General features: G+C 70.9%; 21 protein-coding genes. 2 read left to right on the top strand and 19 right to left on the bottom strand.

Annotated features, from left to right (window positions below):
- Positions 1-87 precede the first annotated feature (87 nt).
- Both ACFYMO_RS23070 and ACFYMO_RS23065 read right to left on the bottom strand, forming a co-directional pair.
- Positions 88-1,311 carry a DUF2092 domain-containing protein gene (locus tag ACFYMO_RS23070; RefSeq protein ID WP_366771744.1) on the bottom strand — a complete coding sequence of 408 codons (1,224 nt, stop codon included), beginning with the start codon at positions 1,309-1,311 and terminating at the stop codon, positions 88-90.
- Positions 1,312-1,667: 356 nt separating this feature from the next.
- On the bottom strand, positions 1,668-2,681 hold the full coding sequence (locus ACFYMO_RS23065) for a polyprenyl synthetase family protein (protein ID WP_366771743.1): 1,014 nt from the start codon (positions 2,679-2,681) through the stop codon (positions 1,668-1,670).
- 383 nt (positions 2,682-3,064) lie between these two features.
- On the opposite strand from ACFYMO_RS23065, the gene fahA reads away from it, so the two are divergent.
- Positions 3,065-4,279, top strand: a complete 1,215-nt coding sequence (gene fahA / locus ACFYMO_RS23060; protein ID WP_366771742.1) for a fumarylacetoacetase — start codon at positions 3,065-3,067, stop codon at positions 4,277-4,279.
- A 57-nt stretch (positions 4,280-4,336) separates the two neighbouring features.
- Here fahA and recQ read toward each other — a convergent pair whose 3' ends face one another.
- The 16 genes from recQ to ACFYMO_RS22980 all read right to left on the bottom strand — a co-directional run bounded on the left by recQ (position 4,337) and on the right by ACFYMO_RS22980 (position 23,352).
- Entirely contained in the window at positions 4,337-6,241 is a 1,905-nt protein-coding gene (gene recQ, locus ACFYMO_RS23055; RefSeq protein ID WP_366771741.1) for a DNA helicase RecQ, read from the bottom strand.
- A gap of 177 nt (positions 6,242-6,418) precedes the next feature.
- Positions 6,419-6,802, bottom strand: a complete 384-nt coding sequence (locus tag ACFYMO_RS23050; RefSeq protein WP_026004235.1) for a cupin domain-containing protein — start codon at positions 6,800-6,802, stop codon at positions 6,419-6,421.
- 172 nt (positions 6,803-6,974) lie between these two features.
- Positions 6,975-8,654: an NADH-quinone oxidoreductase subunit NuoN gene (nuoN, locus tag ACFYMO_RS23045; RefSeq protein ID WP_366771782.1), complete on the bottom strand. Its 1,680-nt coding sequence runs from the start codon at positions 8,652-8,654 to the stop codon at positions 6,975-6,977.
- Between the two features lie 5 nt (positions 8,655-8,659).
- On the bottom strand, positions 8,660-10,309 hold the full coding sequence (locus tag ACFYMO_RS23040; RefSeq protein WP_366771740.1) for an NADH-quinone oxidoreductase subunit M: 1,650 nt from the start codon (positions 10,307-10,309) through the stop codon (positions 8,660-8,662).
- A gap of 3 nt (positions 10,310-10,312) precedes the next feature.
- Positions 10,313-12,208: an NADH-quinone oxidoreductase subunit L gene (gene nuoL / locus ACFYMO_RS23035; RefSeq protein ID WP_388548555.1), complete on the bottom strand. Its 1,896-nt coding sequence runs from the start codon at positions 12,206-12,208 to the stop codon at positions 10,313-10,315.
- A gap of 13 nt (positions 12,209-12,221) precedes the next feature.
- Complete coding sequence (gene nuoK, locus ACFYMO_RS23030) at positions 12,222-12,521, bottom strand: NADH-quinone oxidoreductase subunit NuoK (RefSeq protein ID WP_019354175.1); 300 nt, start codon at positions 12,519-12,521, stop codon at positions 12,222-12,224.
- The gene (locus ACFYMO_RS23025; protein WP_366771738.1) at positions 12,518-13,450 is read right to left on the bottom strand and encodes an NADH-quinone oxidoreductase subunit J; all 933 of its coding nucleotides are present in this window, start codon (positions 13,448-13,450) and stop codon (positions 12,518-12,520) included. The genes nuoK and ACFYMO_RS23025 overlap by 4 nt, the downstream gene beginning before the upstream one ends.
- Positions 13,447-14,073 (bottom strand): NADH-quinone oxidoreductase subunit NuoI, encoded by a 627-nt coding sequence (gene nuoI / locus ACFYMO_RS23020; protein ID WP_388548864.1) that lies wholly within the window; start codon positions 14,071-14,073, stop codon positions 13,447-13,449. Before nuoI ends, ACFYMO_RS23025 begins: the two co-directional genes overlap by 4 nt.
- Positions 14,074-14,110: 37 nt before the next feature.
- Positions 14,111-15,535 carry an NADH-quinone oxidoreductase subunit NuoH gene (nuoH, locus tag ACFYMO_RS23015; protein WP_388548551.1) on the bottom strand — a complete coding sequence of 475 codons (1,425 nt, stop codon included), beginning with the start codon at positions 15,533-15,535 and terminating at the stop codon, positions 14,111-14,113.
- Positions 15,532-18,045, bottom strand: coding sequence for an NADH-quinone oxidoreductase subunit G (locus tag ACFYMO_RS23010; protein WP_366771735.1), 2,514 nt, complete (start codon positions 18,043-18,045; stop codon positions 15,532-15,534). The genes nuoH and ACFYMO_RS23010 overlap by 4 nt, the downstream gene beginning before the upstream one ends.
- The gene (gene nuoF / locus ACFYMO_RS23005) at positions 18,042-19,430 is read right to left on the bottom strand and encodes an NADH-quinone oxidoreductase subunit NuoF (protein ID WP_388548861.1); all 1,389 of its coding nucleotides are present in this window, start codon (positions 19,428-19,430) and stop codon (positions 18,042-18,044) included. The genes ACFYMO_RS23010 and nuoF overlap by 4 nt, the downstream gene beginning before the upstream one ends.
- 5 nt (positions 19,431-19,435) lie before the next feature.
- Positions 19,436-20,155 (bottom strand): NADH-quinone oxidoreductase subunit NuoE, encoded by a 720-nt coding sequence (gene nuoE, locus ACFYMO_RS23000; RefSeq protein WP_388548858.1) that lies wholly within the window; start codon positions 20,153-20,155, stop codon positions 19,436-19,438.
- A gap of 11 nt (positions 20,156-20,166) precedes the next feature.
- Positions 20,167-21,498, bottom strand: coding sequence for an NADH-quinone oxidoreductase subunit D (locus ACFYMO_RS22995; RefSeq protein ID WP_019354168.1), 1,332 nt, complete (start codon positions 21,496-21,498; stop codon positions 20,167-20,169).
- Complete coding sequence (locus ACFYMO_RS22990) at positions 21,499-22,248, bottom strand: NADH-quinone oxidoreductase subunit C (RefSeq protein WP_366771734.1); 750 nt, start codon at positions 22,246-22,248, stop codon at positions 21,499-21,501. It abuts the gene before it with no gap.
- Positions 22,249-22,423: 175 nt separating this feature from the next.
- Entirely contained in the window at positions 22,424-22,978 is a 555-nt protein-coding gene (locus ACFYMO_RS22985) for an NADH-quinone oxidoreductase subunit B family protein (RefSeq protein WP_026004232.1), read from the bottom strand.
- A gap of 14 nt (positions 22,979-22,992) precedes the next feature.
- On the bottom strand, positions 22,993-23,352 hold the full coding sequence (locus tag ACFYMO_RS22980; protein ID WP_019354165.1) for an NADH-quinone oxidoreductase subunit A: 360 nt from the start codon (positions 23,350-23,352) through the stop codon (positions 22,993-22,995).
- A 754-nt stretch (positions 23,353-24,106) separates the two neighbouring features.
- Between ACFYMO_RS22980 and ACFYMO_RS22975 the strand changes: the two genes are divergently transcribed.
- Positions 24,107-24,910, top strand: coding sequence for a C40 family peptidase (locus ACFYMO_RS22975; RefSeq protein WP_366771733.1), 804 nt, complete (start codon positions 24,107-24,109; stop codon positions 24,908-24,910).
- A 405-nt stretch (positions 24,911-25,315) separates the two neighbouring features.
- On the opposite strand, the gene ACFYMO_RS22970 is transcribed toward ACFYMO_RS22975, so the two are convergent.
- Positions 25,316-25,843, bottom strand: coding sequence for a transposase (locus ACFYMO_RS22970; protein WP_388548855.1), 528 nt, complete (start codon positions 25,841-25,843; stop codon positions 25,316-25,318).
- Positions 25,844-25,867: the final 24 nt, after the last annotated feature.

Below are 25,867 nucleotides of genomic sequence, written 5' to 3'. Positions count from 1 at the left end.
CGTTCCACCGGGTGCCGGCCGCTCCGGTGGTTCACCGGAGCGGCCGGCACAGCCGACACGGCACGCACCGAGCGCCGCGGAGAGCCGCTACTCGGCGCCCACGTGCTCGTCGGCGGCCTTGACCAGGCCCTCCTTGGTGACGGCACCGACGTAGACCTGGCCGTCCTCGGTCATCAGGGCGTTCACCAGGCGGGTGCTGAAGACCCGTCCGGTACCGAAGTCGCCCTTCACCTTGTCGGTGAAGTTGTCCAGCAGCTCGTCGGCGCGCTCGTCGCCGCCGGACTTCCCGCCGCCCGGCCCACCGGGCATCCCGCTGTCGAACGTGGCGACCTTGCCCCAGTCGCCCGCCGACCCGCCCAGGAGCTCCAGACCGGACAGTCCGCCGGGACCCTTCGGGGCCGACCGGTCGCCGTGCGGCTTCGCCTCGGTGACCTTGGCGTCCTTGGGCGGCCGGAAGGTGAAGCTGCTCCCGTCCGGCTTCCCGAAGTCCACCTTGGTGTAGGCCACGTCGATCGCCGGATCGCCGCCCCTCTTCGGGTCGACGGTGAACCTGAGCGGCAGCCCCTTGTCCGCGTCCACCGCTATACGGACCGACTCGATGGTGGAGTCGTTCGCCCCCTTGGGTTTGACGACCAGTTGGTAGGCGTCCCGCCCGGCGACCTTCGCCGTCCCGTCGACGGCCACGGAAGAGGACGAGTCGAGGTTCTTCAGCAGCTGCTTCGCGGCCTTCTGCGGGGTGACCGCGTCCGGGCCGGCCGGCCCGTCGTGCTTCCCCGCACGCCCGGCGCCCGCGGGCGCCTCGGCGTGCCAGGCCGCGTTGCTGCCGCTGTCGTAGGCCCACAGGTCCCGTCCGCTGTGCACCAGGCTGTACTCGGCGGCGTCCTCCATGATCGAGACGCGCTGCCGGTCGGGGCCGTCGGCGGCGAAGCGCAGGAGATGCTCCCCCGAGGCCAGCTCGGCCAGCTTCTTCCCGGGAGCGGCGTCCGGCTGCCCGGCCTTGCCCTCCGCGCCGTCGGCGGAACCGGAGCCGGGCCCTCCGCCGCCGAAGCCGCCACTCCCGCCGCCACCACCGGGCAGCGAGGGCAGGCCGAGATCGGTCTTCACCCGGACGGTGCCGGACAGCTGCTCGACGTCGGACGCGGCCACCTTGGCGACCAGTTCCTCCGCCGTGATCTGCGGCAGATCGGGATCGCCCGTGCTGGCGAGCGCGGGTACCAGGCCGACGGTCGCGGCGGCGACCCCGGCGACGGCTACCGGTACGCCGTACCGCACCGCCCTGCGCCGGGGCTTCCTCGGTTGGATCTGTGCCATCTGTCTGTCCTACCTCCGTGTCGGCGGCGGCTCCATAGGTCGCACTCGTCCACCCCTTGCCGCCATTCTCACCCGAATCGGTGCGGGGTGGTGCTTCCATGGCACCAAATCCTGCGCTCCACCGCGTCAGCCGTCGGAGGCACATTCCGCTACTCCCCCGGGATGACGGTGCTCCGCCTGCGGGTTGGTGCCGGGCGCGACCGACTCAGGGTCGGGTACGGGCCGATGCCCGGAATCCCGCGGTCACCGGCACGCGGAACCGGAGCCGGGCACAGGCGGTCACCATGCGCGCATGGACCAGCAGCCCGGGAGCCGGGCCGTCAGCCCGGAGCGGGAGGTCAGCCCGGAGCGGGAGGTCAGCCCGCCCGGTCCACCACGGCCGTGCACAGCCCGGCCAGGGCGGCCTTGGCGGCGTTGTCGGGCAGCGGGGCGAGCATCTCGCGGGCCTCGTCGGCGTACCGGACGGTCGCCCGGCGGGCCTGCTCCAGTGCGGGGTGGACGCGCAGCGCGGCCAGCGCCTCGGCGAGCCGTCCGTCGTCCCCGAGGTCCCCGTCGAGCAGCGCGCACAGTTCGCGGTCCTCGCGGGTCCCCTCCGGGCTCGCCGCACGCGCGCGCAGGTACAGCACCGGCAACGTGGGGATGCCCTCGCGCAGATCGGTGCCGGGCGTCTTGCCGGACTCGTGCTCGTCGCTGGCGATGTCGAGGACGTCGTCGGCGAGCTGGAAGGCGACGCCGACCCGCTCCCCGTACTGGGTGAGCACCGAGACGGTCCGCTCGTCGGCACCGGACATCATGGCGCCGAAGCGCCCGGCGACGGCGATCAGCGAACCGGTCTTGCCCGCGATCACCTCGAGGTAGTGGTCGATGGCGTCGTGGCCGTCGGCGGGCCCCGCGGTCTCCATGATCTGACCGGTCACGAGCCGTTCGAACGCCTGGGCCTGGACCCGGACGGCCTCGGGGCCGAGGTCGGCCAGTATGTGCGAGGCGCGGGAGAAGAGGAAGTCACCGGTCAGGACGGCGACGGAATTGTCCCAGTTGGCGTTGGCGCTGGGCACCCCGCGCCGTACGTCGGCCTCGTCCATCACGTCGTCGTGGTAGAGCGTGGCGAGGTGGGTCAGTTCGACGACGACTGCGGAGGGCACCACCCCGGGCGCGTGCGGATCGCCGAACTGGGCCCCCAGCATGACCAGCAGTGGCCGGAAGCGCTTGCCACCGGCCCGCACCAGGTGCTGCGCCGCTTCCGTTATGAAGGCGACGTCGCTCTTGGTGGCCTCCATGAGACCCTCATCGACGGCCGCCAACCCGGCCAGGACGTCTGCTTCGACAGCCTGGTCCCGCACGCTCAGCCCGAAGGGCCCGACGACGGTCACGAGGGGTACTCCTGTCTGCGTACGTGGAACGAACGGGTCCGGATGGTGCGGCACCGGTCGGCGCCGCCTCCGGCAGGTGGCTGCACCCGCCCGGCGCTCCCGGTGCTGCGGTTTTCCTGGTGTGCGGTGTTCTTCACGTCTTCTCGGCCGGATGCCACTGTCGGCCAGGTGCACCCTCTCGTGGCAGGGTAGCCGGTCACATAACGATCACGGTCGGCGCCTGCCCAGCAGAACACTCCTGACACGCCATGCCGGTATGTACCGGATGCGGGTAACGTCCCGCATCAGGCGCCTTCCGCGCGGGAGACGCCGGCGCGATCGGGCCGATCTTTCGCGGAATCGGGTAGGGCCAGGGCAGGCACCGGGCACATAGCCTGACCCCCATGAGTGACAGTGCCCTTTTCGGCCCGGACAACCTTCCGTACGGCCTCTTCAGCACCCCGGACCGGCCCGGCCACCGCCGGATCGGCGTCCGGTTCGGCGACGACGTGCTCGACCTGGGCGCCGCGGCCGCCGCGTTCGGCTCCGCCCACGCCGACGTGCTGCGAGCGCCCTCGCTCAACCCGCTGCTGGCGCTGGGCCGCCCCGGTTGGCAGGAGGTGCGGACGCAGCTCCGCGCATGGCTGACCGAGGACACGCACCGCGAGACCGCGGCCCGCCATCTGCTGCCGCTCTCCGAGGTGCGGCTCCATCTGCCGTTCGAGGTCGCCGACTACGTCGACTTCTACGCCAGCGAACACCACGCCACCAACGTCGGCCGGATCTTCCGCCCGGACGGCGACGCCCTCACCCCCAACTGGAAGCATCTGCCCATCGGTTACCACGGGCGCGCCGGGACGGTCGTCGTCTCCGGTACACCCGTGGTGCGCCCGCAGGGCCAGCGCAAACCCCCGAACGAGCCGCTTCCCGTCTTCGGCCCCTCGCGGCGGCTGGACATCGAGGCGGAGGTCGGCTTCGTCGTCGGCGCCCCGAGCCCGCTGGGCACCCCGGTGGGGATGGCGGGATTCCGCGACCATGTGTTCGGCGTGACGCTGCTGAACGACTGGTCCGCACGGGACCTGCAGGCGTGGGAATACGTACCGCTGGGCCCCTTCCTGGGCAAGTCGTTCGCCACCTCCGTCTCGCCCTGGATCACCCCGCTGGACGCACTGGACGCCGCACGGGTGGCGCCCCCGCAGCGCGACGCCCCGCTGCTGCCCTACCTGGACGACGGGGCCGACGGGGCCGAGCCGGGCGGGTTCGATCTGCGGATCACCGTACGGCTCAACGGCCACGTGATCGCCGAGCCGCCGTTCTCCACCATGTACTGGACCGCGGCGCAGCAGCTCGCACATATGACGGTGAACGGGGCCTCCCTGCGGACCGGGGACCTGTACGCGTCCGGCACCGTCAGCGGCCCGGAGCCCGCGCAGCGCGGCTCCCTGCTGGAGCTGACCTGGGGCGGGCGCGAGCCGCTGGAGCTGCCGGACGGGGAGCGGGCCTTCCTGGAGGACGGCGACGAGGTGGTCCTCACCGCCTGGGCCCCCGGCCCGGGCGGCACCCGCGTCGGCCTGGGCGAGGTCCGCGGTCGGGTGGAACCCGCCGCCGACGCCGCTTGAGGCACCCGGCACACGTCCGGCCCGCCGCGGCGGGCCGGACAGCCGGGCACAGGCGCCTCACTCCGGAGGTACGCGCGCCAGTGCCGCCAGCACCCCTTCCCCGTACGTCGCCAGCTTCTTCTCCCCGACACCGGTGATCTCGCCGAGCTCGCCCAGGGTCGCGGGCCGCCGCACCGCGATCTCGCGCAGGGTCGCGTCGTGGAAGACGACATAGGCGGGGACGCCCTGCTCCCGCGCCTGCTCGGCCCGCCAGCCGCGGAGGGTCTCGAACAGCGGTACGGCCTCTTCGGGCAGCTCGGCGGCCACCGCCGCCTTGCCGGCGGAGCCGCCGCCCGACCGGCTTCCGGCGGACCCGGCCGCGCGGGACCTGGCCGGGGCCGGGTCCTTGCGCATCCGCACCTCCCGCTCGGCCCGCAGCACGGTGGTGCTCGCGTCGGTGAGCACCAGCGTGCCGTGCTCACCCTCGATCTCCAGCAGCCCCTGGGCGATCAACTGCCGGATGACGCTGCGCCACTCGCCCTCGGCCAGCTCGGTGCCGATGCCGAAGACCGACAGCCCGTCGTGGTCGAACTGGATGACCTTGGCGGTCCTGCGGCCCAGCAGGATGTCCACGAGCTGTCCGGAGCCGAACTTCTGGCCGCGCTCCCGCTTGAGCCGGACGACGGTGGAGAGCACCTTCTGCGCGGGTACCGTGCCGTCCCACGACTCGGGCGGGGACAGGCAGGTGTCGCAGTTGCCGCAGGAGAGTTCGGCGGCGCCCTCGGCCGGCTCCTGGCCGAAGTAGGCGAGGAGCTGACCGCGCCGGCAGCGGACCGTCTCGCACAGCGAGAGCATCGCGTCCAGATGCGACCGCGCCCGGCGCTGGAAGGCCGGATCGCCCTCACCGCTCTCGATCAGCTTGCGCTGCTGGACGACGTCCTGGAGGCCGTAGGCGAGCCAGGCGTGCGAGGGCAGCCCGTCGCGCCCGGCCCGGCCCGTCTCCTGGTAGTAGCCCTCGACCGACTTGGGCAGGTCCAGATGTGCGACGAACCGCACGTCGGGCTTGTCGATTCCCATGCCGAAGGCGATCGTGGCCACCACGACCAGTCCGTCCTCGCGCAGGAAGCGGGCCTGGTGCGCGGCGCGGGTGCCCCCGTCCAGCCCCGCGTGGTAGGGCACCGCCTCGATGCCGTTGGCGCACAGGAACTCGGCGGTGCGCTCGACCGCGTTCCGCGACAGGCAGTAGACGATGCCCGCGTCGCCCTCGTGCTCCTCCTCGAGGAAGCGCAGCAGCTGCTTCCTGGGGTCGCGCTTGGGCACGATGCGGTACTGGATGTTGGGCCGGTCGAAGCTGGCGACGAAGTCGCGCGCCGCGGGGAGCCCGAGCCGCTGGACGATCTCCTGGTGGGTGGCGCGGGTCGCGGTGGCGGTCAGCGCGATGCGGGGCACGTCGGGCCAGCGCTCACCGAGCATCGACAGGTTCAGATAGTCGGGCCGGAAGTCGTGGCCCCACTGGGCGACGCAGTGCGCTTCGTCGATCGCGAAGACCGACACCTCGGCGCGCTCCAGCAGCGCCGTCGTGGTCTCCAGCCGCAGCCGCTCGGGGGCGATGTAGAGCAGGTCGAGCTCGCCCGCCAGGAACTCGGCCTCCACCACCCGGCGCTGGTCGAGGTCGAGCGTGGAGTTGAGGAACCCGGCGCGGACACCCAGCGCCTTCAGCGCGTCCACCTGGTCCTGCATCAGGGCGATGAGCGGCGAGATCACCACGCCCGTACCCCGTCTGACCAGCGCGGGGATCTGGTAGCACAGGGATTTGCCGCCACCGGTCGGCATCAGCACCACCGCGTCGCCACCCGCGACGACGTGGTCGATGACGGCTTCCTGCTGTCCGCGGAAGGCGTCGTAGCCGAAGACCTTGCGCAGTACCCGCAGCGCCGCCGTCTCGGACGTCCCACCCGGCCTCTCGGCACTCTCCTGAAGCATGCCCGCCACGATAAGCCGGATGGCCGACATCCGGTGCCCGCTCCTGGGGAGAGCCGCTGCCGGAGACCACTGACCTTTGTCGTGCGCCTGCCAATTCAGTCACCGTCCGGCGCCCGCGGCACCCCGCACCGCCCCGGCAGCCCGGACCGCGCGGGGCACCCCCCTGAAGAGCGTCCCTCAGGGATCGCGCGGCGAGAGCAGATGCACCGACTCCTGTTCGCGGGGATCGGTACGGGCCACCACCACGGTCACCGGCTCCTCGCCGGTGACCGGCATGTGCGGCATGTTCGCGGGCACGTAGACCATGTCGCCCGGGTGCAGGGTGTCGCGGTGCGAGAGGTCCTCCCCGTGCCAGATCTCATGCGCCCCGCTGACGACGTATATGGCCGACTCGTGGCCCGCGTGCAGATGGGGCTCCCCGCGGGAGTTGGCCGGGATGTGCAGGACGTGCAGACACAACCCCTTGGCCCCCACCGACTCGGCTGACACCCCCTCGGTGAAGACGCCGCCCTGCTTCCCCTCGTAACCGCCGTTCTCCCGGCGGAGAATCACACAACCCATGACTGGAATTCCTACCGTTTCAGCGCGCTTGTTGTCACCGACAACCTCACAAGAAGCCGCCAGAGGCCCGGTCGCGGGTCTCTGGCGGCATCTCCCCGGTCGGTCCGTACGACCGGCGGCTACGTCGTGGAACAGCGGGCGGTACGAGGGCGCCGCGCAGTCGCTCCTCCGGTCATCGCACGAACACCCCCGCCTGCCCCGCCAGGTCGAGGAAGTACTGCGGCGCCACCCCCAGCACGACCGTGACCACGACACCGAGCGCGATCGCCGACGTCGTCATGACACTCGGCACCGCCACACTCGGCCCGTCGGCCCGCGGCTCGCTGAAGAACATCAGCACGATGACCCGCAGGTAGAAGAAGGCCGCGATGGCCGAAGCGATCACACCCACCACCACCAGCGCACCCGCTCCGCCCTCGGCCGCCGCCTTGAACACCGCGAACTTCCCCGCGAACCCGGAGGTGAGAGGGATACCCGCGAACGCCAGCAGGAAGACCGCGAAAACCGCGGCCAGCAGCGGCGAACGCCGCCCCAGCCCCGCCCACTTGGACAGGTGCGTCGCCTCGCCGCCCGCGTCCCGCACCAGCGTGACCACCGCGAAGGCGCCCAGCGTCACGAACGAGTAGGCGGCCAGGTAGAACAGCACCGAGGAGATGCCGTCCTCCGAGGTGGCGATGACGCCCGCCAGCAGGAAGCCCGCGTGCGCGATCGAGGAGTAGGCCAGCAGCCGCTTGATGTCCGTCTGGGTGATGGCGACCACGGCACCGCCGAGCATCGTCAGGATCGCCACGCCCCACATCACCGGACGCCAGTCCCAGCGCAGCCCCGGCAGCACCACGTACAGCAGCCGCAGCAGCGCGCCGAACGCCGCCACCTTGGTGGCCGCCGCCATGAACCCGGTCACCGGCGTCGGCGCACCCTGGTACACGTCCGGGGTCCACATGTGGAAGGGCACGGCACCGACCTTGAACAGCAGGCCCATCACCACCAGCGCACTGCCGATCAGCAGCAGCGCGTCGTTGCCCGTGGTGTCCGCCAGCACGGGGTCGCTGACCGCGTCGGTCCCGGCCACCACCCGGGCGATGGCCGAGTAGTTGACGGTGCCCGCATACCCGTACAGCAGCGCGATGCCGAACAGCAGGAACGCCGAGGAGAACGCCCCCAGCAGGAAGTACTTGACCGCCGCCTCCTGGGACAGCAGCCGCCTGCGGCGGGCCAGCGCGCACAGCAGGTACAGCGGGAGGGAGAAGACCTCCAGCGCGATGAAGAGGGTCAGCAGATCGTTCGCCGCCGGGAACAACAGCATGCCGCCGACCGCGAACATCAGCAGCGGGAAGACCTCGGTGGTCGTCCAGCCCGCTTTGACCGCCTGCTGCTCCCCCTCACCGCCGGGCACCGAGGCGGGCTGCGCCGCGAAGGAGTCCACCCGGCTGCCGTGCGCGGCCGGCTCCAGCCTGCGCTCGGCGAAGGTGAAGACGCCCACGATCCCCACCAGGAGCAGCGTGCCCTGGAGGAAGAGCGCGGGCCCGTCGACGGCCAGCGCGCCCATCCCGGCGATCTGCGCCTTCGTGGTGGCCGCGCCGCTCGCCGCCAGCCCGATGACGGCGGCGAACGCGGCGGCCAGTCCGGCCAGCGCGACGAACAGCTGGGCGCTGTAGCGGGCCCGCCGCGGCGCGAACGCGTCGATCAGGATGCCGAGGGCGGCCGCACCCAGGACGATCAGCACCGGGGAGAGCTTGCCGTACTCGATGCTCGGGGCCTGCAGTGTGTCGCCCGCGCCCGCCGCGACCGTCCACAGGCTGGGGACACCGGACGCCGCGGACACACCGCCCGCCGACGCCGCGTCTGTCATACCGATCACTCGTGGTCACCTCCGCCGTGTCCGGCCGGCTTGTAGTCGAACCACGCGGTGTGGTCGGCCACGGGATGCTGCGGCTCGGGGTCCTTCTTCTGTACGTCCGAGAGGGTGTGCTCCACCGCGGGGTTGACGATCTCGGTGAGCGGCTTGGGGAAGACACCGAGGAAGAGCAGCAGTCCGACCAGCGGCGCCACCACGGCCAGCTCCCGCACCTTCAGGTCCGGCATCCCCTCGATCTCGGGTTTGCGCACCGGGCCGGTCATGGTGCGCTGGTAGAGCACCAGCACATACAGCGCGGCCAGGACGATGCCGGCGGTGGCGATGATCCCGGCCACCGGGTAGCGGCTGAAGGTGCCCACCAGCACCAGGAACTCGCTGACGAACGGCGCCAGCCCGGGCAGCGAGAGCGTCGCCAGCCCGCCCACCAGGAAGGTGCCCGCCAGCACCGGCGCCACCTTCTGCACTCCGCCGTAGTCCGCGATCAGGCGCGAGCCGCGGCGCGAGATGAGGAACCCGGCGACCAGCATCAGCGCGGCCGTCGAGATGCCGTGGAAGACCATGTAGAGCGTGGCGCCGCCCTGGCCCTGGCTGGTCATCGCGAAGACGCCCAGGATGATGAAGCCGAAGTGCGAGATGGAGGCGTAGGCGATCAGCCGCTTCATGTCCCGCTGTCCGACCGCCAGCAGCGCCCCGTACAGCACGCTCACCAGCGCCAGGCCGAGCACCACCGGGGTGGCCCACTCGCTGGCGTTCGGGAACAGGCCCAGGCAGAAGCGGAGCATCGCGAAGGTGCCGACCTTGTCGACGACGGCGGTGATGAGCACCGCGACCGGGGCCGTGGCCTCGCCCATCGCGTTCGGCAGCCAGGTGTGCAGCGGCCACAGCGGGGCCTTGACGGCGAACGCGGCGAAGAAGCCGAGGAACAGCAGCCGCTCGGTCGTCGTCGAGATCGTCAGATCACCGCTGGCCCGCGCCTTGAGCAGCTCCGGCAGCGAGAAGGTGCCCTCGCCCAGGCTGTCCGCGCTGACGACGAACAGCCCGATGACGGCGGCCAGCATCACCAGCCCGCCCGCCAGGTTGTAGAGCAGGAACTTCACCGCCGCGTACGAGCGCTGCTTGGCGCCCTCCTCCTCACCGGCCGCGTGCGCCCGGTCCCCGAAGCCGCCGATGAGGAAGTACATCGGGATGAGCATCGCTTCGAAGAAGATGTAGAAGAGGAAGACATCGGTGGCCGCGAACGAGACCAGCACCATCGCCTCGACGGCGAGGATCAGCGCGAAGAAGCCCTGGGTGGGCCGCCAGCGGCTGTTCTCCCGCTCCTCGACCTGGTCGGCGTCGTGCCAGCCGGCGCCGATGACGAACGGCACCAGCAGCGCCGTCAGCGCCATCAGCGCGGCGCCGATCCCGTCGACGCCCAGTTCGTAGCGGACCCCGAAGTCGGAGATCCAGGCGTGCGACTCGGTCAGTTGGTAGCGGGCGCCGCCCGGGTCGAAGCGGGCCAGCACCACGCCCGAGAGCACCAGCGTGGCCAGTGAGACGGCCAGCGCCAGCCATTTGGCGGCGGTGCGCCGGGCCGCCGGAACGGCCGCCGTGGCGACGGCCCCGACGGCGGGCAGCGCTGCCGTGACCGTCAGCAGGGGAAATGACATAACTCAGACCGCCCTCATCAGCAGGGTCGCGGCGATCAGCACAGCCGCGCCGCCGAACATCGAGACCGCGTAGGAGCGGGCGAACCCGTTCTGGAGCCGCCGCAGCCGTCCGGAGAGACCGCCGAAGCCGGCGGCCGTGCCGTTGACGGCGCCGTCGACGACCTTGTTGTCGACGTAGACCAGGCTGCGGGTCAGATGCGTACCGCCGCTGACCAGCACCACGTGGTTGAAGTCGTCCTGCAGCAGGTCCCGGCGGGCCGCGCGGGTCAGCAGGCTGCCGCGCGGGGCGAGGGCGGGGACCGGCTTGCGCCCGTACTGGATCCAGGCGATGCCCACGCCCAGGACGAGCGAGACGATCGTCGAGGCCGTCACCGCGGTGGCCGAGACCGGGGAGTGCCCGTGCTCGAACGCCGTCACCGGCTCCAGCCAGTCCACGAACGCGTCGCCCGCCTTGAAGAGGCCGCCCGCGAAGACGGAGCCGAAGGCCAGCACGATCATCGGGATCGTCATGATCTTCGGGGACTCGTGCGGGTGCGGCTCACGGCCCTCGGCGTCCGGCTGCCAGCGCTTCTCGCCGAAGAAGGTCATCAGCATCACGCGCGTCATGTAGTAGGCGGTGAGCGCCGCGCCCAGCAGGGTGACCGCGCCCAGGATCCAGCCCTCGGTGCCGCCCTTGCCGAACGCGGCCTCGATGATCTGGTCCTTGGAGAAGAACCCGGACAGGCCGGGGAAGCCGATGATGGCCAGATAGCCCAGCCCGAACGTCACGAAGGTGACCGGCATGTGCTTGCGCAGTCCGCCGTAGCGCCGCATGTCGACCTCGTCGTTCATGCCGTGCATCACCGAACCGGCCCCCAGGAAGAGCCCGGCCTTGAAGAAACCGTGGGTGACCAGGTGCATGATGGCGAACGCGTAGCCGATCGGCCCCAGTCCGGCGGCCAGGATCATGTAGCCGATCTGCGACATGGTCGAGCCGGCCAGCGCCTTCTTGATGTCGTCCTTCGCGCAACCGACGATCGCACCGAAGAGCAGCGTGACGCCGCCGACGACGACCACCACGAGTTGCGCGTCCGGGGCGCCGTTGAAGATGGCGCCGGACCGGGTGATCAGGTAGACGCCCGCGGTCACCATCGTCGCGGCGTGGATCAGCGCGGAGACCGGGGTCGGGCCCTCCATCGCGTCGCCCAGCCAGGACTGGAGCGGCACCTGCGCGGACTTGCCGCAGGCCGCCAGCAGCAGCATCAGCCCGATCGCGGTGAGCGTGCCCTCGCCCGCCTCCCCGGTGGAGGAGAGGACCGGTGCGAAGGCGAAGCTGCCGAAGGTGGTGAACATCAGGAAGATCGCGACGGCCAGCCCGGCGTCACCGACCCGGTTGACCAGGAACGCCTTCTTCGCCGCGGTGGCCGCGCTCGGCTTGTGCTGCCAGAACCCGATCAGCAGATACGAGGCGAGCCCCACGCCCTCCCAGCCGACGTACAGCAGCAGGAAGTTGTCGGCCAGCACGAGCAGCAGCATCGCGGCCAGGAACAGGTTGAGGTAGCCGAAGAAGCGCCGCCGTCCCGGGTCGTGCTCCATGTAGCCGACCGAGTAGATGTGGATGAGCGTGCCCACGCCGGTGATCAGCAGCACGAACGTCATCGACAACTGGTCGAGCTGGAAGGCCACATCGGCCTGGAAGCCCTCCACCGGCACCCAGGAGAACAGCTTGCTGTGCATGGCCCGGTCCTCGGCGCCCTTCCCCAGCATGGAGAGGAACAGCGCCGCGCCGATCGCGAAGGAGGCGGCGGACAGCAGTGTGCCCAGCCAGTGCCCTCCGCGGTCCAGGCGCCGCCCGCCGCACAACAGCACGGCGGCGCCGAGCAGGGGCACCCCGACGAGCAGTCCGATCATTGACTCCACTGGTTCGTACCCCTTACAGCTTCATGAGGCTGGCATCGTCGACCGAGGCCGAGTGGCGGGCGCGGTAGAGCATGACGATGATCGCCAGGCCGACCACGACCTCGGCGGCGGCGACGACCATGACGAAGAACGCCATGATCTGGCCGTCGAGGTTGCCGTGCATCCGGGAAAAGGCGACCAGCGTGAGGTTGGCGGCGTTCAGCATCAGCTCGATGCACATGAACACCACGATGGCGTTGCGCCGGATGAGGACCCCGGCGGCGCCGATGGTGAACAGCAGCGCCGCGAGATAGACGTAGTTGATCGGGCTCACTTGGCGGCCTCCTCGCGCTCGGTCCCGGCCGCGTCCTCGGGCTCGGACGGCTGCCCGTTCCGTGCGGCCTCCTCCTCGCCCGCCGTCTCCCGCTCCAGGGCGCGTTCGCCCGGGTCCTTGGGGCCGGGGTAGGTGGGGCGGCCCTGGTACTCGGCGGTGCGCTGCTCGATGGCGGCGAGCCGGGCCAGCTGCTCGGAACTGACCTCGCGGATCTGACCGCGACTGCGCAGGGTGGGGCTGACGCTGAGCTCGGCGGGCGAGCCGTCGGGCAGCAGCGCCGGGCGGTCGACCGCGTTGTGCCGGGCGTAGACGCCGGGCGCGGGCAGCGGCGGCAGTTGCGTGCCGCCGCGCACCCGCTCGATCGCCTGCTCACGCTGGGACTTGGTCTTCTCCACCCGCTCCCGGTGGGTGAGCAGCGTGGCACCGACCGCGGCGACGGTCAGCAGCGCCCCGACGACCTCGAAGGCGACGACGTACTTGGTGAACAGCAGCGAGGCCAGCGCCGGGACGTTGCCCTGCGCGTTCGCCGCCGCCAGGCCGTTGAAGCCACCGACCGACACCTGGCCGATCCCGACGATCAGCAGCGTGCCGAGCCCCAGGCCGCACAGGGCCGCCATCCAGCGCTGGCCCTTGAGGGTCTCCTTGAGGGAGTCGGCGGCGCTGACCCCGACGAGCATCAGCACGAACAGGAACAGCATCATGACCGCGCCGGTGTAGACGACGATCTGTACGACGCCGAGGAAGTAGGCGCCGTTGGCGAGGTAGAACAACGCCAGGATGATCATGGTGCCGGCCAAGCAGAGCGCGCTGTGCACGGCCCGGCGCAGCAGCACGGTGCCGAGCCCGCCCAGCACGGCGACCGTGCCCAGCACCCAGAACTGGACGGCCTCACCGGTCGAGGTGGCGGCGGTCGCGGCGAGCACGGTCATCGTTCGCCCTCCCCGCTGGCGGTGACGGTGCCGCCGGTCTGCTCGCCGTGCGGCGCCGCGTCGAAGGTGGCGTCACCGGCGGCGGCCGGTTCGTCGGCGCCGAAGGTGTCGGCGGACTCCTGCGGCACGCCGGTGTCGGTGACGGTCTGCCGCACCGTCCCGGGCGCGGCCTCGGTGACCAGTCCGCGGTAGTAGTCCTTCTCCGTCGTGCCGGGGTGGATGGCGTGCGGCGAGTCGACCATGCCGTCCTCCAGACCGGCGAGCAGCTCCTCCTTGGTGTAGATGAGGGACTCGCGGCTGTCGTCGGCCAGTTCGTACTCGTTCGTCATGGTCAGCGCCCGGGTGGGGCACGCCTCGACGCACAGGCCGCACAGGATGCAGCGCAGATAGTTGATCTGGTAGACGCGGCCGTAGCGCTCGCCGGGCGAGTAGCGCTCCTCCTCGGTGTTGTCGGCCCCCTCGACGTAGATCGCGTCGGCGGGGCAGGCCCAGGCGCACAGCTCGCAGCCCACGCACTTCTCCAGCCCGTCCGGATGCCGGTTGAGCTGGTGGCGGCCGTGGAAGCGGGGCGCCGTGGGCTTCTTGTACTCGGGGTACTGCTCGGTCAGCCGCTTCTTGAACATGTCCGTGAAGGTCACGCCGAAGCCGGCCACGGGGTTCTCAGGCACCGTCAGCCCCCTTGCTCTCGATGGTTGCGTCAGTAGCGGTGGTCGCCCCGCCCGCCTGGGCTCCGACCGGCTCCGGCTCCCGGCCGCGTTCGGCACGCGAGGGGCGCCGCGGCACCGGCGGCAGCGTCTGCCCCGGCAGCGGTGGTACGGGATAGCCGCCCGCCATCGGGTCGAACGGCTTGTCGGGGACGGCCGCCTCGTCCTGCTCCTCCTCGGCACCGCCGCGGAAGAAGTCCACGACGAAGGTGATCAGCAGCAGCGCCAGGGCGGTACCCGCGACCCAGTAGACGACCTCGCTGTAGTCCCAGCCCTCGTTGCGCATGGCGCGGACGGTGGCCACGAGCATCAGCCACACCAGCGCGACCGGGATCAGCACCTTCCAGCCGAGCTTCATGAACTGGTCGTAGCGCACCCGGGGCAGCGTGCCGCGGATCCAGATGAAGACGAAGATCAGCACCATGAGCTTGGCGGTGAACCACAGGATCGGCCACCAGCCGTGGTTGGCGCCCGCCCACCAGGTGGAGATCGGCGCCGGGGCGCGCCAGCCGCCCAGGAAGAGGGTGACCGCGAGCGCGGAGACCGTCACCACGTGGATGTACTCGGTCAGCATGAACATCGCGAACTTGATCGAGCTGTACTCGGTCTGGAAGCCCGCGACCAGGTCACCCTCGGACTCCGGCATGTCGAAGGGCGCGCGGTGCGCCTCGCCCACCATCGAGACCAGGTAGATCAGGAAGGAGACCGGCAGCAGATAGGCGAACCAGCCGTCCGCCTGCTCGCCGACGATCGTCGAGGTGGACATCGAGCCGGAGTAGAGGAAGACCGCGGCGAAGCTGAGCCCCATCGCGATCTCGTAGCTGATGATCTGGGCCGTGGCCCGGACACCGCCCAGCAGCGGATACGTCGAACCGGACGACCAGCCGGCCAGCACCACGCCGTAGGAGGCGATGGACGCCGTGGCCAGGATGAACAGGACGGCCACCGGCATGTCGGTGAGCTGCATCGGCGTACGGTGGCCGAAGATCGAGATCTCGTTGCCCGCGGGCCCGAACGGGATGACCGCGATCGCCATGAAGGCCGGCACCGCGCCGATCACCGGTGCCAGCAGATAGACCAGCTTGTCGCTGCCCTTGACGATGATGTCTTCCTTGAGCATCAGCTTCACGCCGTCGGCGAGCGACTGGAGCATGCCCCAGGGGCCGTGCCGGTTCGGGCCGACGCGCAGCTGCATCCAGCCGACGATCTTCCGCTCGAAGACGATGGAGATCAGCACCGTCAGCATCATGAACGCGAAGCAGAAGACGGCCTTCAGGGCGACCAGCCAGAACGGGTCCGTGCCGAACATCGACAGGTCCTCGGCGGCCAGCCGCGGCATTCCGGCGAACGGATCCTGCGGGCTCAGCGTCGCGGCGCTCATGCGCCCACCTCCTGCGTGTTCTCCCGCTCGGCGGCGTCCGCCGGAGCGATCCGCACCACGTCACCGGGGAGCGCCCCGGTGTCGGCCGGGACACCGGAGCCGACCGAGTTGAGCGGCAGCCACACGACCCGGTCGGGCATCCCGGTCACCTGGACCGGCAGCCGCACCGCACCGCGCGGACCGCTGACCGACAGCAGGTCGCCGTCCCGGACGCCGACCTCCTCGGCGGTCGCCGCGGACAGCCGGGCGAGCGCCGCGTGCCGGGTGCCGGCCAGCGCCTCGTCGCCCTCCTGGAGCCGGCCCTGGTCGAGCAGCAGCCGGTGCCCGGAGAGCACCGCCTCGCCGGTGCGCGGCTGCGGCACACTCCGCGTCCCGGGGGTCGCGGCGGCGCCGCCCGCACCGCCGGAGCGGTGTCCGAGCCGGTCGAGTTCGCCGCGCACCGTGCGCACGTCCGGCAGTCCGAGGTGCACATCGAGCGCGTCCGCGAGCATGTGCAGCACCCGGGCGTCGGGCTGCGCGTGCCGGCGGGTCATCTGGTCGGGCTTGAGCGCCGCCTCGAACAGCCGCAGGCGGCCCTCCCAGTTGAGGAAGGTGCCGGACTTCTCCGCCGCCGCCGACACCGGCAGCACCACATCGGCCAGTTCGGTCACGGCGCCGGGCCGCAGCTCCAGGCTGACCAGGAAGTCCACGGCCTCCAGCGCCTGCCGGGCCCGGACCGGGTCGGGCAGGTCCTCCACCCCGACCCCGCCGACGACCAGCGCGGACAGCTCGCCCTCGGCGGCGGCCTCGACGATCTGCCCGGTGTCGCGGCCCGGCTGCGCGGGCAGTTCGGCGACCCCCCAGGCGCGGGCGACCTCCGCACGCGCCTCCTCGCTCTCGACCGGCCGGGCCCCGGGCAGCAGCCCCGGCAGGCAGCCCGCCTCGACCGCGCCCCGCTCACCCGCCCGGCGCGGCACCCACACCAGCGTGGCGTTGGTGGCGGCCGCGGTGCGCACGGCGGCGGTGAGAGCGCCCGGCACGGTGGCCAGCCGCTCCCCGACCAGGATCACCGAGCCCTCACCGCGCAGCGCCTCGGCCGCCGCGGAGCCCTGCTCGTCCAGCCCGACGCCGCCCGCGAGCGCGTCCAGCCACTCCGTCTCAGTGCCGGGTGCGGCGGGCAGCAGGGTGCCGCCCGCCTTCTCCAGTCCGCGGGTGGCGTGGCTCGCCAGCGCGAAGGTGCGCTGCCCGTGCTTGCGCCAGGCCTTGCGCAGCCGCAGGAAGACGCCGGGCGCCTCCTCCTCCGCCTCGAGTCCGGCCAGCAGGACCGCGGGCGCGGCCTCCAGCGCCGTGTAGCTGACCCCGGTGCCGTCCAGATCCCGGCCGCGGCCCGCCACCTGGGCGGCGAGGAAGGCCGCTTCCTCGGCCGAGTGCGGCCGGGCACGGAAGTCGATGTCGTTGGTGCGCAGCGCCACCCGGGCGAACTTCGCGTACGCGTAGGCGTCCTCGACGGTGACCCGGCCACCGGTCAGCACCCCGGCCCGGCCCCGGGACCCGGCCAGCCCGAGGGCTGCGGCCGCCAGCGCCTCCGGCCAGCTGGCGGGGGCCAGTTCGCCGTCGGCGCCGCGGACCAGCGGGGTGTGCAGCCGGTCGGGGCGCTGTGCGTAGCGGAACGCGAAGCGGCCCTTGTCGCACAGCCATTCCTCGTTGACCTCCGGGTCGTTCTCGGCCAGCCGCCGCATGACCTTGCCCCGCCGGTGGTCGTGCCGGACGGCGCAGCCCCCCGCGCAGTGCTCGCAGACACCGGGCGAGGAGACCAGGTCGAAGGGGCGGGAGCGGAACCGGTAGGCGGCCGAGGTGAGCGCACCGACCGGGCAGATCTGGATGGTGTTCCCGGAGAAGTACGACTGGAAGGGCTCGTCCTCGCCGGTGCCGACCTGCTGCAGGGCGCCGCGCTCCAGCAGCTCGATCATCGGGTCGCCCGCGACCTGGTTGGAGAAACGGGTGCAGCGCGCGCACAGCACGCAGCGCTCGCGGTCCAGCAGCACCTGGGTGGAGACGGCGACGGGCTTGGCGAAGGTGCGCTTGCGGCCCTCGAACCGGGAGTCGGCCTGGCCGTGTGACATCGCCTGGTTCTGCAGCGGGCACTCGCCGCCCTTGTCGCAGACGGGGCAGTCCAGCGGGTGGTTGATGAGCAGCAGCTCCATCACCCCGTGCTGGGCCTTGCTCGCCACCTCGGAGGTGAGGTGCGTCCTGACGACCATGCCGTCGGTGCACTGGATGGTGCAGGAGGCCATCGGCTTGCGCTGGCCCTCCACCTCCACGATGCACTGCCGGCAGGCCCCGGCGGGATCGAGCAGCGGGTGGTCGCAGAAGCGGGGGATCTCGATGCCGAGCTGCTCGGCGGCGCGGATCACCAGGGTGCCCTTGGGGACGGAGAGCTGGGCGCCGTCGATGGTCAGCGACACGAGGTCTTCGGGCTGCGGAGCGACCTCCCCTCCCCCTCCGGAGGCAGCAGGAGTGGTGACGGTCACGCGTTCACCTCCAGGTGAGCGGAGCTGGGGTCGTCGCCCCACGCGGTGGACTTCTCGGGGTCGAAGGGGCAGCCGCGGCCCGCGAGGTGGGCTTCGTACTCGTCGCGGAAGTACTGCAGCGAGGAGAAGATCGGGGACGCCGCTCCGTCGCCCAGGGCGCAGAAGGACTTGCCGTTGATGTTGTCGGCGATGTCGGCGATCTTGTCCAGGTCGGCCAGGCCCGCCTTGCCCGCTTCGATGTCGCGGAGCAGTTGGACGAGCCAGTAGGTGCCCTCCCGGCAGGGGGTGCACTTGCCGCAGGACTCGTGCGCGTAGAACTCGGTCCAGCGGGTGACGGCCCGCACCACGCAGGTGGTCTCGTCGAAGCACTGGAGTGCCTTGGTGCCGAGCATGGAACCGGCGCTGCCGACGCCCTCGTAGTCGAGGGGCACGTCCAGGTGCTCGTCGGTGAGCATCGGGGTGGAGGAGCCGCCTGGGGTCCAGAACTTCAGCCGGTGGCCGGGCCGCATGCCGCCGCTCATGTCCAGGAGCTGGCGCAGGGTGACGCCCAGCGGCGCCTCGTACTGGCCGGGGCGGGCGACGTGCCCGCTGAGCGAGTAGAGGGTGAAGCCGGGGGACTTCTCGCTGCCCAGCGAGCGGAACCAGTCCTTGCCGCGGTCGACGAGCGCGGGAACCGAGGCGATGGACTCGACGTTGTTCACCACGGTGGGGCAGGCGTACAGACCGGCGACGGCCGGGAAGGGGGGCCGCAGCCGGGGCTGGCCGCGGCGGCCTTCGAGCGAGTCGAGGAGCGCGGTCTCCTCACCGCAGATGTAGGCGCCTGCTCCCGCGTGCACGGTGAGTTCCAGGTCCTTGCCCGGGCCCAGCGCATCCGGGCCGAGGTAGCCGGCCTCGCGCGCCTCCCGCACGGCCAGGTGCAGCCGGCGCAGCACGGGCACGACCTCGCCGCGCAGATAGATGAAGGCGTGGTGGGAGCGGATCGCGTGGCAGGCGATCACGATGCCCTCGATCAGCGAGTGCGGATTGGCGAACAGCAGCGGGATGTCCTTGCAGGTCCCCGGCTCGGACTCGTCGGCGTTGACGACGAGGTAGTGCGGCTTGCCGTCGCCCTGCGGGATGAACTGCCACTTCATCCCGGTCGGGAAGCCGGCGCCGCCGCGGCCGCGCAGGCCCGCGTCCTTGACGTAGGCGATCAGGTCGTCGGGGTCCATGGCCAGCGCCTTGGGCAGCGCCCGGTAGCCGCCGTGCCGCCGGTAGCCGGCCAGCGTGTAGGAGTCCGACTCGTCCCAGTGCGCGGACAGCACCGGAGTGAGCAGCTTCTGCGGATCGGCCGCGCCGCCGCCCGGCTGGGGGGAGGCCCCGTCCTGGCCGCCGTCGTGAGTCACTGCCGTCACTTCCCCTCCTCGTCGGATGCCGCCTCGCGGGGGGCGACGACGCCCGGGGTGCTCTCGCCCTTGGCCAGCCGCAGCCCGGCCAGCGAGGCGGAACCCGCGCTGCCGGACGCCTCCACCGCGCCGGGCCGCTCGTCGGGGAAGCCGGCCAGCACCCGCGCGGTCTGCTTGAAGGTGCACAGCGGGGCACCGCGGGTGGGGGTGACCTCGTGGCCGGCGCGCAGGTCGTCGACGAGGGCGCGGGCGCTGTCGGGGGTCTGGTTGTCGAAGAACTCCCAGTTGACCATCACGACCGGGGCGAAGTCGCAGGCCGCGTTGCACTCGATGTGCTCCAGCGTGACCTTGCCGTCCTCGGTGGTCTCCCCCTCGCCCACCCCCAGGTGTTCGCGCAGCGCGGCGTGGATGGCGTCGCCGCCCATGACCGCGCACAGGGTGTTGGTGCACACCCCGACCTGGTAGTCGCCGGACGCCTTGCGCCGGTACATGGAGTAGAAGGTGGCGACCGCGTTGACCTCGGCCGTGGTCAGCTCCAGCACCTCGGCGCAGAAGCGCTGTCCGGTGCGGGTGACATGCCCCTCCTCGGACTGCACCAGATGCAGCAGCGGCAGCAGCGCGGAGCGGCTGTCCGGGTAGCGGGCGACGATCTCGCGCGCGTCCGCCTCCAGCCGCTCGCGTACCTCGGCGGGGTAGTCGGGCGCGGGCATCTCGGGGATGCCCATCTCGATGCTGGTCACCGGTCGACGCCTCCCATCACGGGGTCGAGGGACGCGACGGCGACGATGACGTCGGCCACCTGGCCGCCCTCGCACATCGCCGCCATGGACTGCAGATTGGTGAAGGAGGGGTCGCGGAAGTGCACCCGGTAGGGGCGGGTGCCGCCGTCGCTGACGACGTGCACGCCCAGCTCCCCCTTGGGCGACTCGACGGCCGCGTACGCCTCGCCCGGCGGCACCCGGAAGCCCTCGGTCACCAGCTTGAAGTGGTGGATCAGCGCCTCCATCGAGGTGCCCATGATGTTCTTGATGTGGTCGAGCGAGTTGCCCAGCCCGTCGGGGCCGAGGGCGAGCTGCGCGGGCCAGGCGATCTTCTTGTCGGCGACCATGACCGGGCCCGGCTCCAGCCGGTCCACGCACTGCTCGATGATCCGCAGCGACTGGCGCATCTCCTCCAGCCGCAGCAGGAACCGCCCGTAGGAGTCGCAGGTGTCGACGGTCGGGACCTCGAAGTCGTAGGTCTCGTAGCCGCAGTAGGGCTGCGCCTTGCGCAGGTCGTGCGGCAGCCCGGCGGAGCGCAGCACCGGGCCGGTGGCGCCGAGCGCCATGCAGCCGGCCAGGTCGAGGTAGCCGATGTCCTTCAGCCGGGCCTTGAAGACCGGGTTGCCGGTGGCGAGCGCGTCGTACTCCGGCAGGTTCTTGCGCATCTTCTTGAGGAACTCGCGCAGCGCGTCCACGGTCCCGGGCGGGATGTCCTGGGAGAGCCCGCCGGGGCGGATGTAGGCGTGATTCATCCGCAGCCCGGTGATCAGCTCGTACAGGTCCAGGACCAGCTCCCGGTCCCGGAACCCGAAGATCATGACCGTGGTCGCGCCCAGCTCCATGCCGCCGGTGGCGATGGCGACCAGGTGCGAGGAGAGCCGGTTGAGCTCCATCAGCAGCACCCGGATGACGTTGGCACGGTCGGGCACCTCGTCCTCGATGCCCAGCAGCCGTTCCACGCCCAGGCAGTACGCCGTCTCGTTGAAGAACGGCGTCAGATAGTCCATGCGCGTGACGAACGTGGTGCCCTGCGTCCAGGTCCGGTACTCGAGGTTCTTCTCGATGCCGGTGTGCAGGTAGCCGATGCCGCAGCGGGCCTCGGTGACCGTCTCGCCGTCGATCTCCAGGATCAGCCGGAGCACCCCGTGCGTGGACGGGTGCTGGGGACCCATGTTGACGATGATCCGCTCGTCGTCGCTCTTGGCGGCGTGCGCGGCCAGCTCGTCCCAGTCCCCTCCGGTGACGTCGTAGACGGTGCCTTCGGTGGTCTCCCGAATGCCTGCGGGTGCGTGGGTTGTAGAGGACATTTAGCTGTACGACCTCCGCTGGTCAGGAGCGGGAATCTGGGCGCCCTTGTACTCGACGGGGATACCGCCGAGCGGATAGTCCTTGCGCTGCGGGAAGCCCTGCCAGTCGTCCGGCATCAGGATCCGGGTCAGCGCCGGATGACCGTCGAAGATCAGACCGAAGAAGTCGTAGGTCTCGCGCTCGTGCCAGTCGTTCGTCGGATAGATGTCGACGGTCGAGGGGATGTGCGGATCCGCGTCCGGCGCGGTGACCTCCATGCGGATCAGCCGGTTGTGGGTGATCGAGCGCAGGTGGTAGACGGCGTGCAGCTCGCGCCCCGCGTCCTCCGGGTAGTGGACGCCGCTGACGCCGGTGCACAGTTCGAAGCGGAGCGCCGGGTCGTCCCGCAGGATGCGGGCCGTGCGCGACAGGTGGTCGCGGGCGACGTGGAAGGTCAGCTCGCCGCGGTCCACCACCGTCCGCTCGATCACCTGCTCGGGGTCCAGCCCCTGCTCCTCCAGGGCGCCCTCCAACTCGTCGGCGACCTCGTCGAACCAGCCGCCGTAGGGCCGGGAGCTGCCGCCGGGCAGCCGCACGGTGCGCACCAGCCCGCCGTAGCCGGAGGTGTCCCCGCCGTTGCGGGCGCCGAACATGCCGCGCCGCACCGCGATGACCTCGCCGGTGTCCCCCGGCGGGACGGGCAGCGACTCCTCGGCGCGCTGGGCCGGATCGTTCTCGAAGGGCGCCTTGGGACGCTTCTCGTCACTCATCCCCGCACCCCGCTCGCTTCTCCGCCCAGAGGGCACACGTCCCGCCTCGTACTCGCCCGCGGCCCGGCAGCCGCCGGTGCGTCGCTCACGCCGCCACCCCGCTCGCTTCTCCGCCCAGGCGGCACACGTCCCGCCTCGTCTCCGCCCTGCGGCCCGGCAGCCGCCTGTGCGTCGCTCACCGGAGCAGCCCCTTCATCTCGATCGTCGGTACCGCCTTCAGCGCCGCCTCCTCGGCCTCGCGGGCCGCTTCCTGCTGGTTGACGCCGAGCTTCGAGTGCAGGATCTTCTCGTGCAGCTTGAGAATGGAATCGAGCAGCATTTCGGGGCGCGGGGGGCAACCGGGCAGATAAATGTCGACGGGCACGATGTGGTCGACGCCCTGCACGATGGCGTAGTTGTTGAACATTCCGCCGGACGAGGCGCACACCCCCATGGAGATGACCCATTTGGGGTTCGGCATCTGGTCGTACACCTGGCGCAGTACCGGTGCCATCTTCTGGCTGACCCGGCCCGCCACGATCATCAGGTCGGCCTGGCGCGGCGAGCCGCGGAAGACCTCCATGCCGAACCGGGCGAGGTCGTAGCGTCCGGCGCCGGTCGTCATCATCTCGATGGCGCAGCAGGCGAGCCCGAACGTCGCCGGGAACATGGATGATTTACGTGCCGCCCCGGCCATCTTCTCGACCGTGGTGAGCAGAAAACCGCTCGGCAGTTTCTCTTCAAGTCCCATTGCTTATCCTGCCCCTAGTCCCATTCCAGGCCGCCGCGCCGCCAGTCATAGGCGTACGCGATACCGATGAGGGCGACGAAGACCAGCATTTCGACGAGCCCGAACATCCCGAGTGAGTCGAAATGCACGGCCCACGGGTAGAGGAAGACGATTTCGATGTCGAAGATGATGAAGAGCATCGCCGTCAGGTAGTACTTCACCGGGAAGCGGCCGCCTCCGGCCGGCTGCGGCGTCGGCTCGATGCCGCACTCGTACGCCTCCAGCTTTGCCCGGTTGTAGCGCTTGGGGCCGACGATCGACGCCACGACCACGGAGAACACCGTGAACGCGGCCGCGATCGCTCCCAGTACGAGGATTGGTGTGTAGACGTTCACCGCTCCCGTCTCCTTCCAGGCGTCGACTCTGACTGCCGGCAGACCGCTGGGCCGCTGCGCACCCCCACGAAGATCGCTCCTATGTGAGGCAGTTCACAAGCCCTGTTCGCAGGCATCTTAAGCCCGCCCCTCTGTGATCTGCGACACGGGTGCGGCCAACTGGTTTGTGATCTCCACCACCTGACGCCCGATCATCCGATCGGATCGGCGTCAATCTTCATACGCAAAGCCCATGGATGATCACCTGAGGTGACATGCGGACGTGCTCACAGCCGTCGGAGGCGGGTCGCTGTACCAAGCACTTGACTGCAACGGCAAATTCGCGCTGGACGGTTTCACCTGCTATGCGCGAACCACCGATGATCGTGCACTTGTGAAGCCCGGCACAAGCGGCGAGACCCGCGCGCGACCCGGCCGAGTCCTGCCCGTGACCGAACAGGATGGGCGATAAGCGCCCAACATCCGCTTTGCACCAAGAGTTGGTTTCACCCTCCGGCCGGGAATGTGAACTGCGCCACGCGCGTTCCCGTCAGCCGCTGACTTCTTTGCGCGGGTCTTTTCACCGTGGTACACGCCGCGGGAATTCCGGCAATGCGGACAACAACGTGGTCACGGCCCCGTAGTTGGGCAATGATCACGTCCGGGAAACCCCTCCGGAAGGCGTCCGCAGGGCTCAAGTAGCCGCTCGAGCGGCGACTGTGGCGCATCGCACGATTGTTGAGGCGAGGGTTTCCGGCCTGCTAGGCATTCCCTCATGTCCCCGAAAGCTCAGATTCCCAGCCACCGGAAGCCCCGCTCCAGCAAGATGAACACGGCGCTGCGTGCGGGTATGACGGGTGGCGTCATGGGCACCATCGCCCTGACCGCGGCGGCGGCACCGGCCCTGGCGGCCGACAAGAACGCACCGGCCGACACGGTGGAGATGCCCACCCTCTCCACGGCCGACTCCAACACCCTCGCGGCGGAGTCCCTCCACCACTCGGCCCAGCAGTACAGCCTCCAGCAGGCCCAGCAGGACGCGGCCGCCGACGCCAAGCAGGAGGCCAAGGAGACCAAGAAGAAGGCCGAGGCCGAGGCGAAGCGCAAGGCCGAGGCCAAGAAGAAGGCCGAAGCCGCCCGCAAGGCCGCGGCCGAGGCCAAGGAGCGCGCCTCCCGCTCCACGGAGCGCTCCTCCCTCACCACCAACGCCGCCGCGCCGCAGGGCGGCAACGTGGCCACCCTTCTGAGCTTCCTGCGGGCCCAGGTCGGCAAGTCCTACGTCATGGGCGCCACCGGCCCCTCCGCGTACGACTGCTCGGGCCTGACCCAGGCGGCCTACAAGCAGGTCGGCGTCAACCTGCCGCGCACCTCGCAGCCGCAGTCCACCGCGGGCACCCCCGTCTCGCTGGACAACCTCCAGCCGGGCGACCTGCTCTACTGGGGCGGCGCCGGCAGCGCCTACCACGTGGCCGTCTACGTGGGCGGCGGCAAGTTCATCGGCGCCCAGAACTCCTCCACCGGCATCGTGGAGCGCCCCCTGAGCTACGACCAGCCCACGGGCGCCGTCCGCGTGCTGTAATACCAGGCGCGGCCCGGTGCGCCGAAGCCGGCAGGAAGGAGGGCTCCACCGTTTCGGTGGGGCCCTTCTTCGTGCGCCGGTTCCCGAGGGCGACCGCTCCCCCCGCGGACCGGCAGTCGGGACGCCGCGGGCGCGCACCTCCGGCGCGAAGGGGCCCGCAGTGGGAACCCGCCGTACAGGGCTCAGCACGTGTCATGTGTTCACGCCCGGAGTCTCGCTCCACCACCGAATCCGCCTGTCCGGCCCTGGTCACCACAGGCGGTATCAGCCCCGCGGCCACACCCGCCGCTTCCGCACTCCACATCCGCGGCACAGAGCCCGGTGCTCGTGCCCACAGCAGCGTCACTCCGTGCGCGAATACGGCGAGCACAACTACTGAGGTTGAACTCGTGGTGTCGCCTCCGGTCAGGGGCTGATGGCGAGACCGGTCTCGGCGAGGCAGCCGTCGATGAGCCGGGGTCGGTACTGGATGTGGCGTAAGCCGCGGCGGATGCGCTGGATGAGGTGCTCCGGCGTGCTGAAGGCGACGTTGGACAGCCAGCCGCGCCGCAGCAGTGACCAGATGCCTTCGACCGGGTTGAGGTCGGGTGCGTAGGGCGGCAGGTAGTAGATGGTCAGCCAGTCCCGGGAGGCGGCAAACTCGCGGAGTCCGGCGGCTTTGTGCACGTTCAGGTTGTCCCAGACCAGGACGATCGGGCCGTCGAGCTGCTGGTGTGCGGCGATCAGCAGGTCGCGGTAGTCGCGCCAGGAGAAGCTCTTGCGCCCGTCGCGGCGGTCGTCGTCCTTGCGCGGCCGGTAGATCAGCCGGGATCGCTCTCCGGGCTTGTAGCAGGTCAGGGCTGCGATGGATATCCGCCGGCGAGAGCGGCCACGGACCCGCACGACCGGTGTGCGGCCTCTCCTGCTCCAGGTCCTGGCCTGCGGCGGCGTCATGGAGAACCCGGCTTCGTCCTCGAA

It is taken from the genome of Streptomyces sp. NPDC007025 (genome assembly GCF_042869455.1).
Classification (GTDB): Bacteria; Actinomycetota; Actinomycetes; order Streptomycetales; family Streptomycetaceae; genus Streptomyces.
Note: the sequence above shows the minus strand (reverse complement) of the source record. Positions and strands in the feature narration are given on the sequence as shown.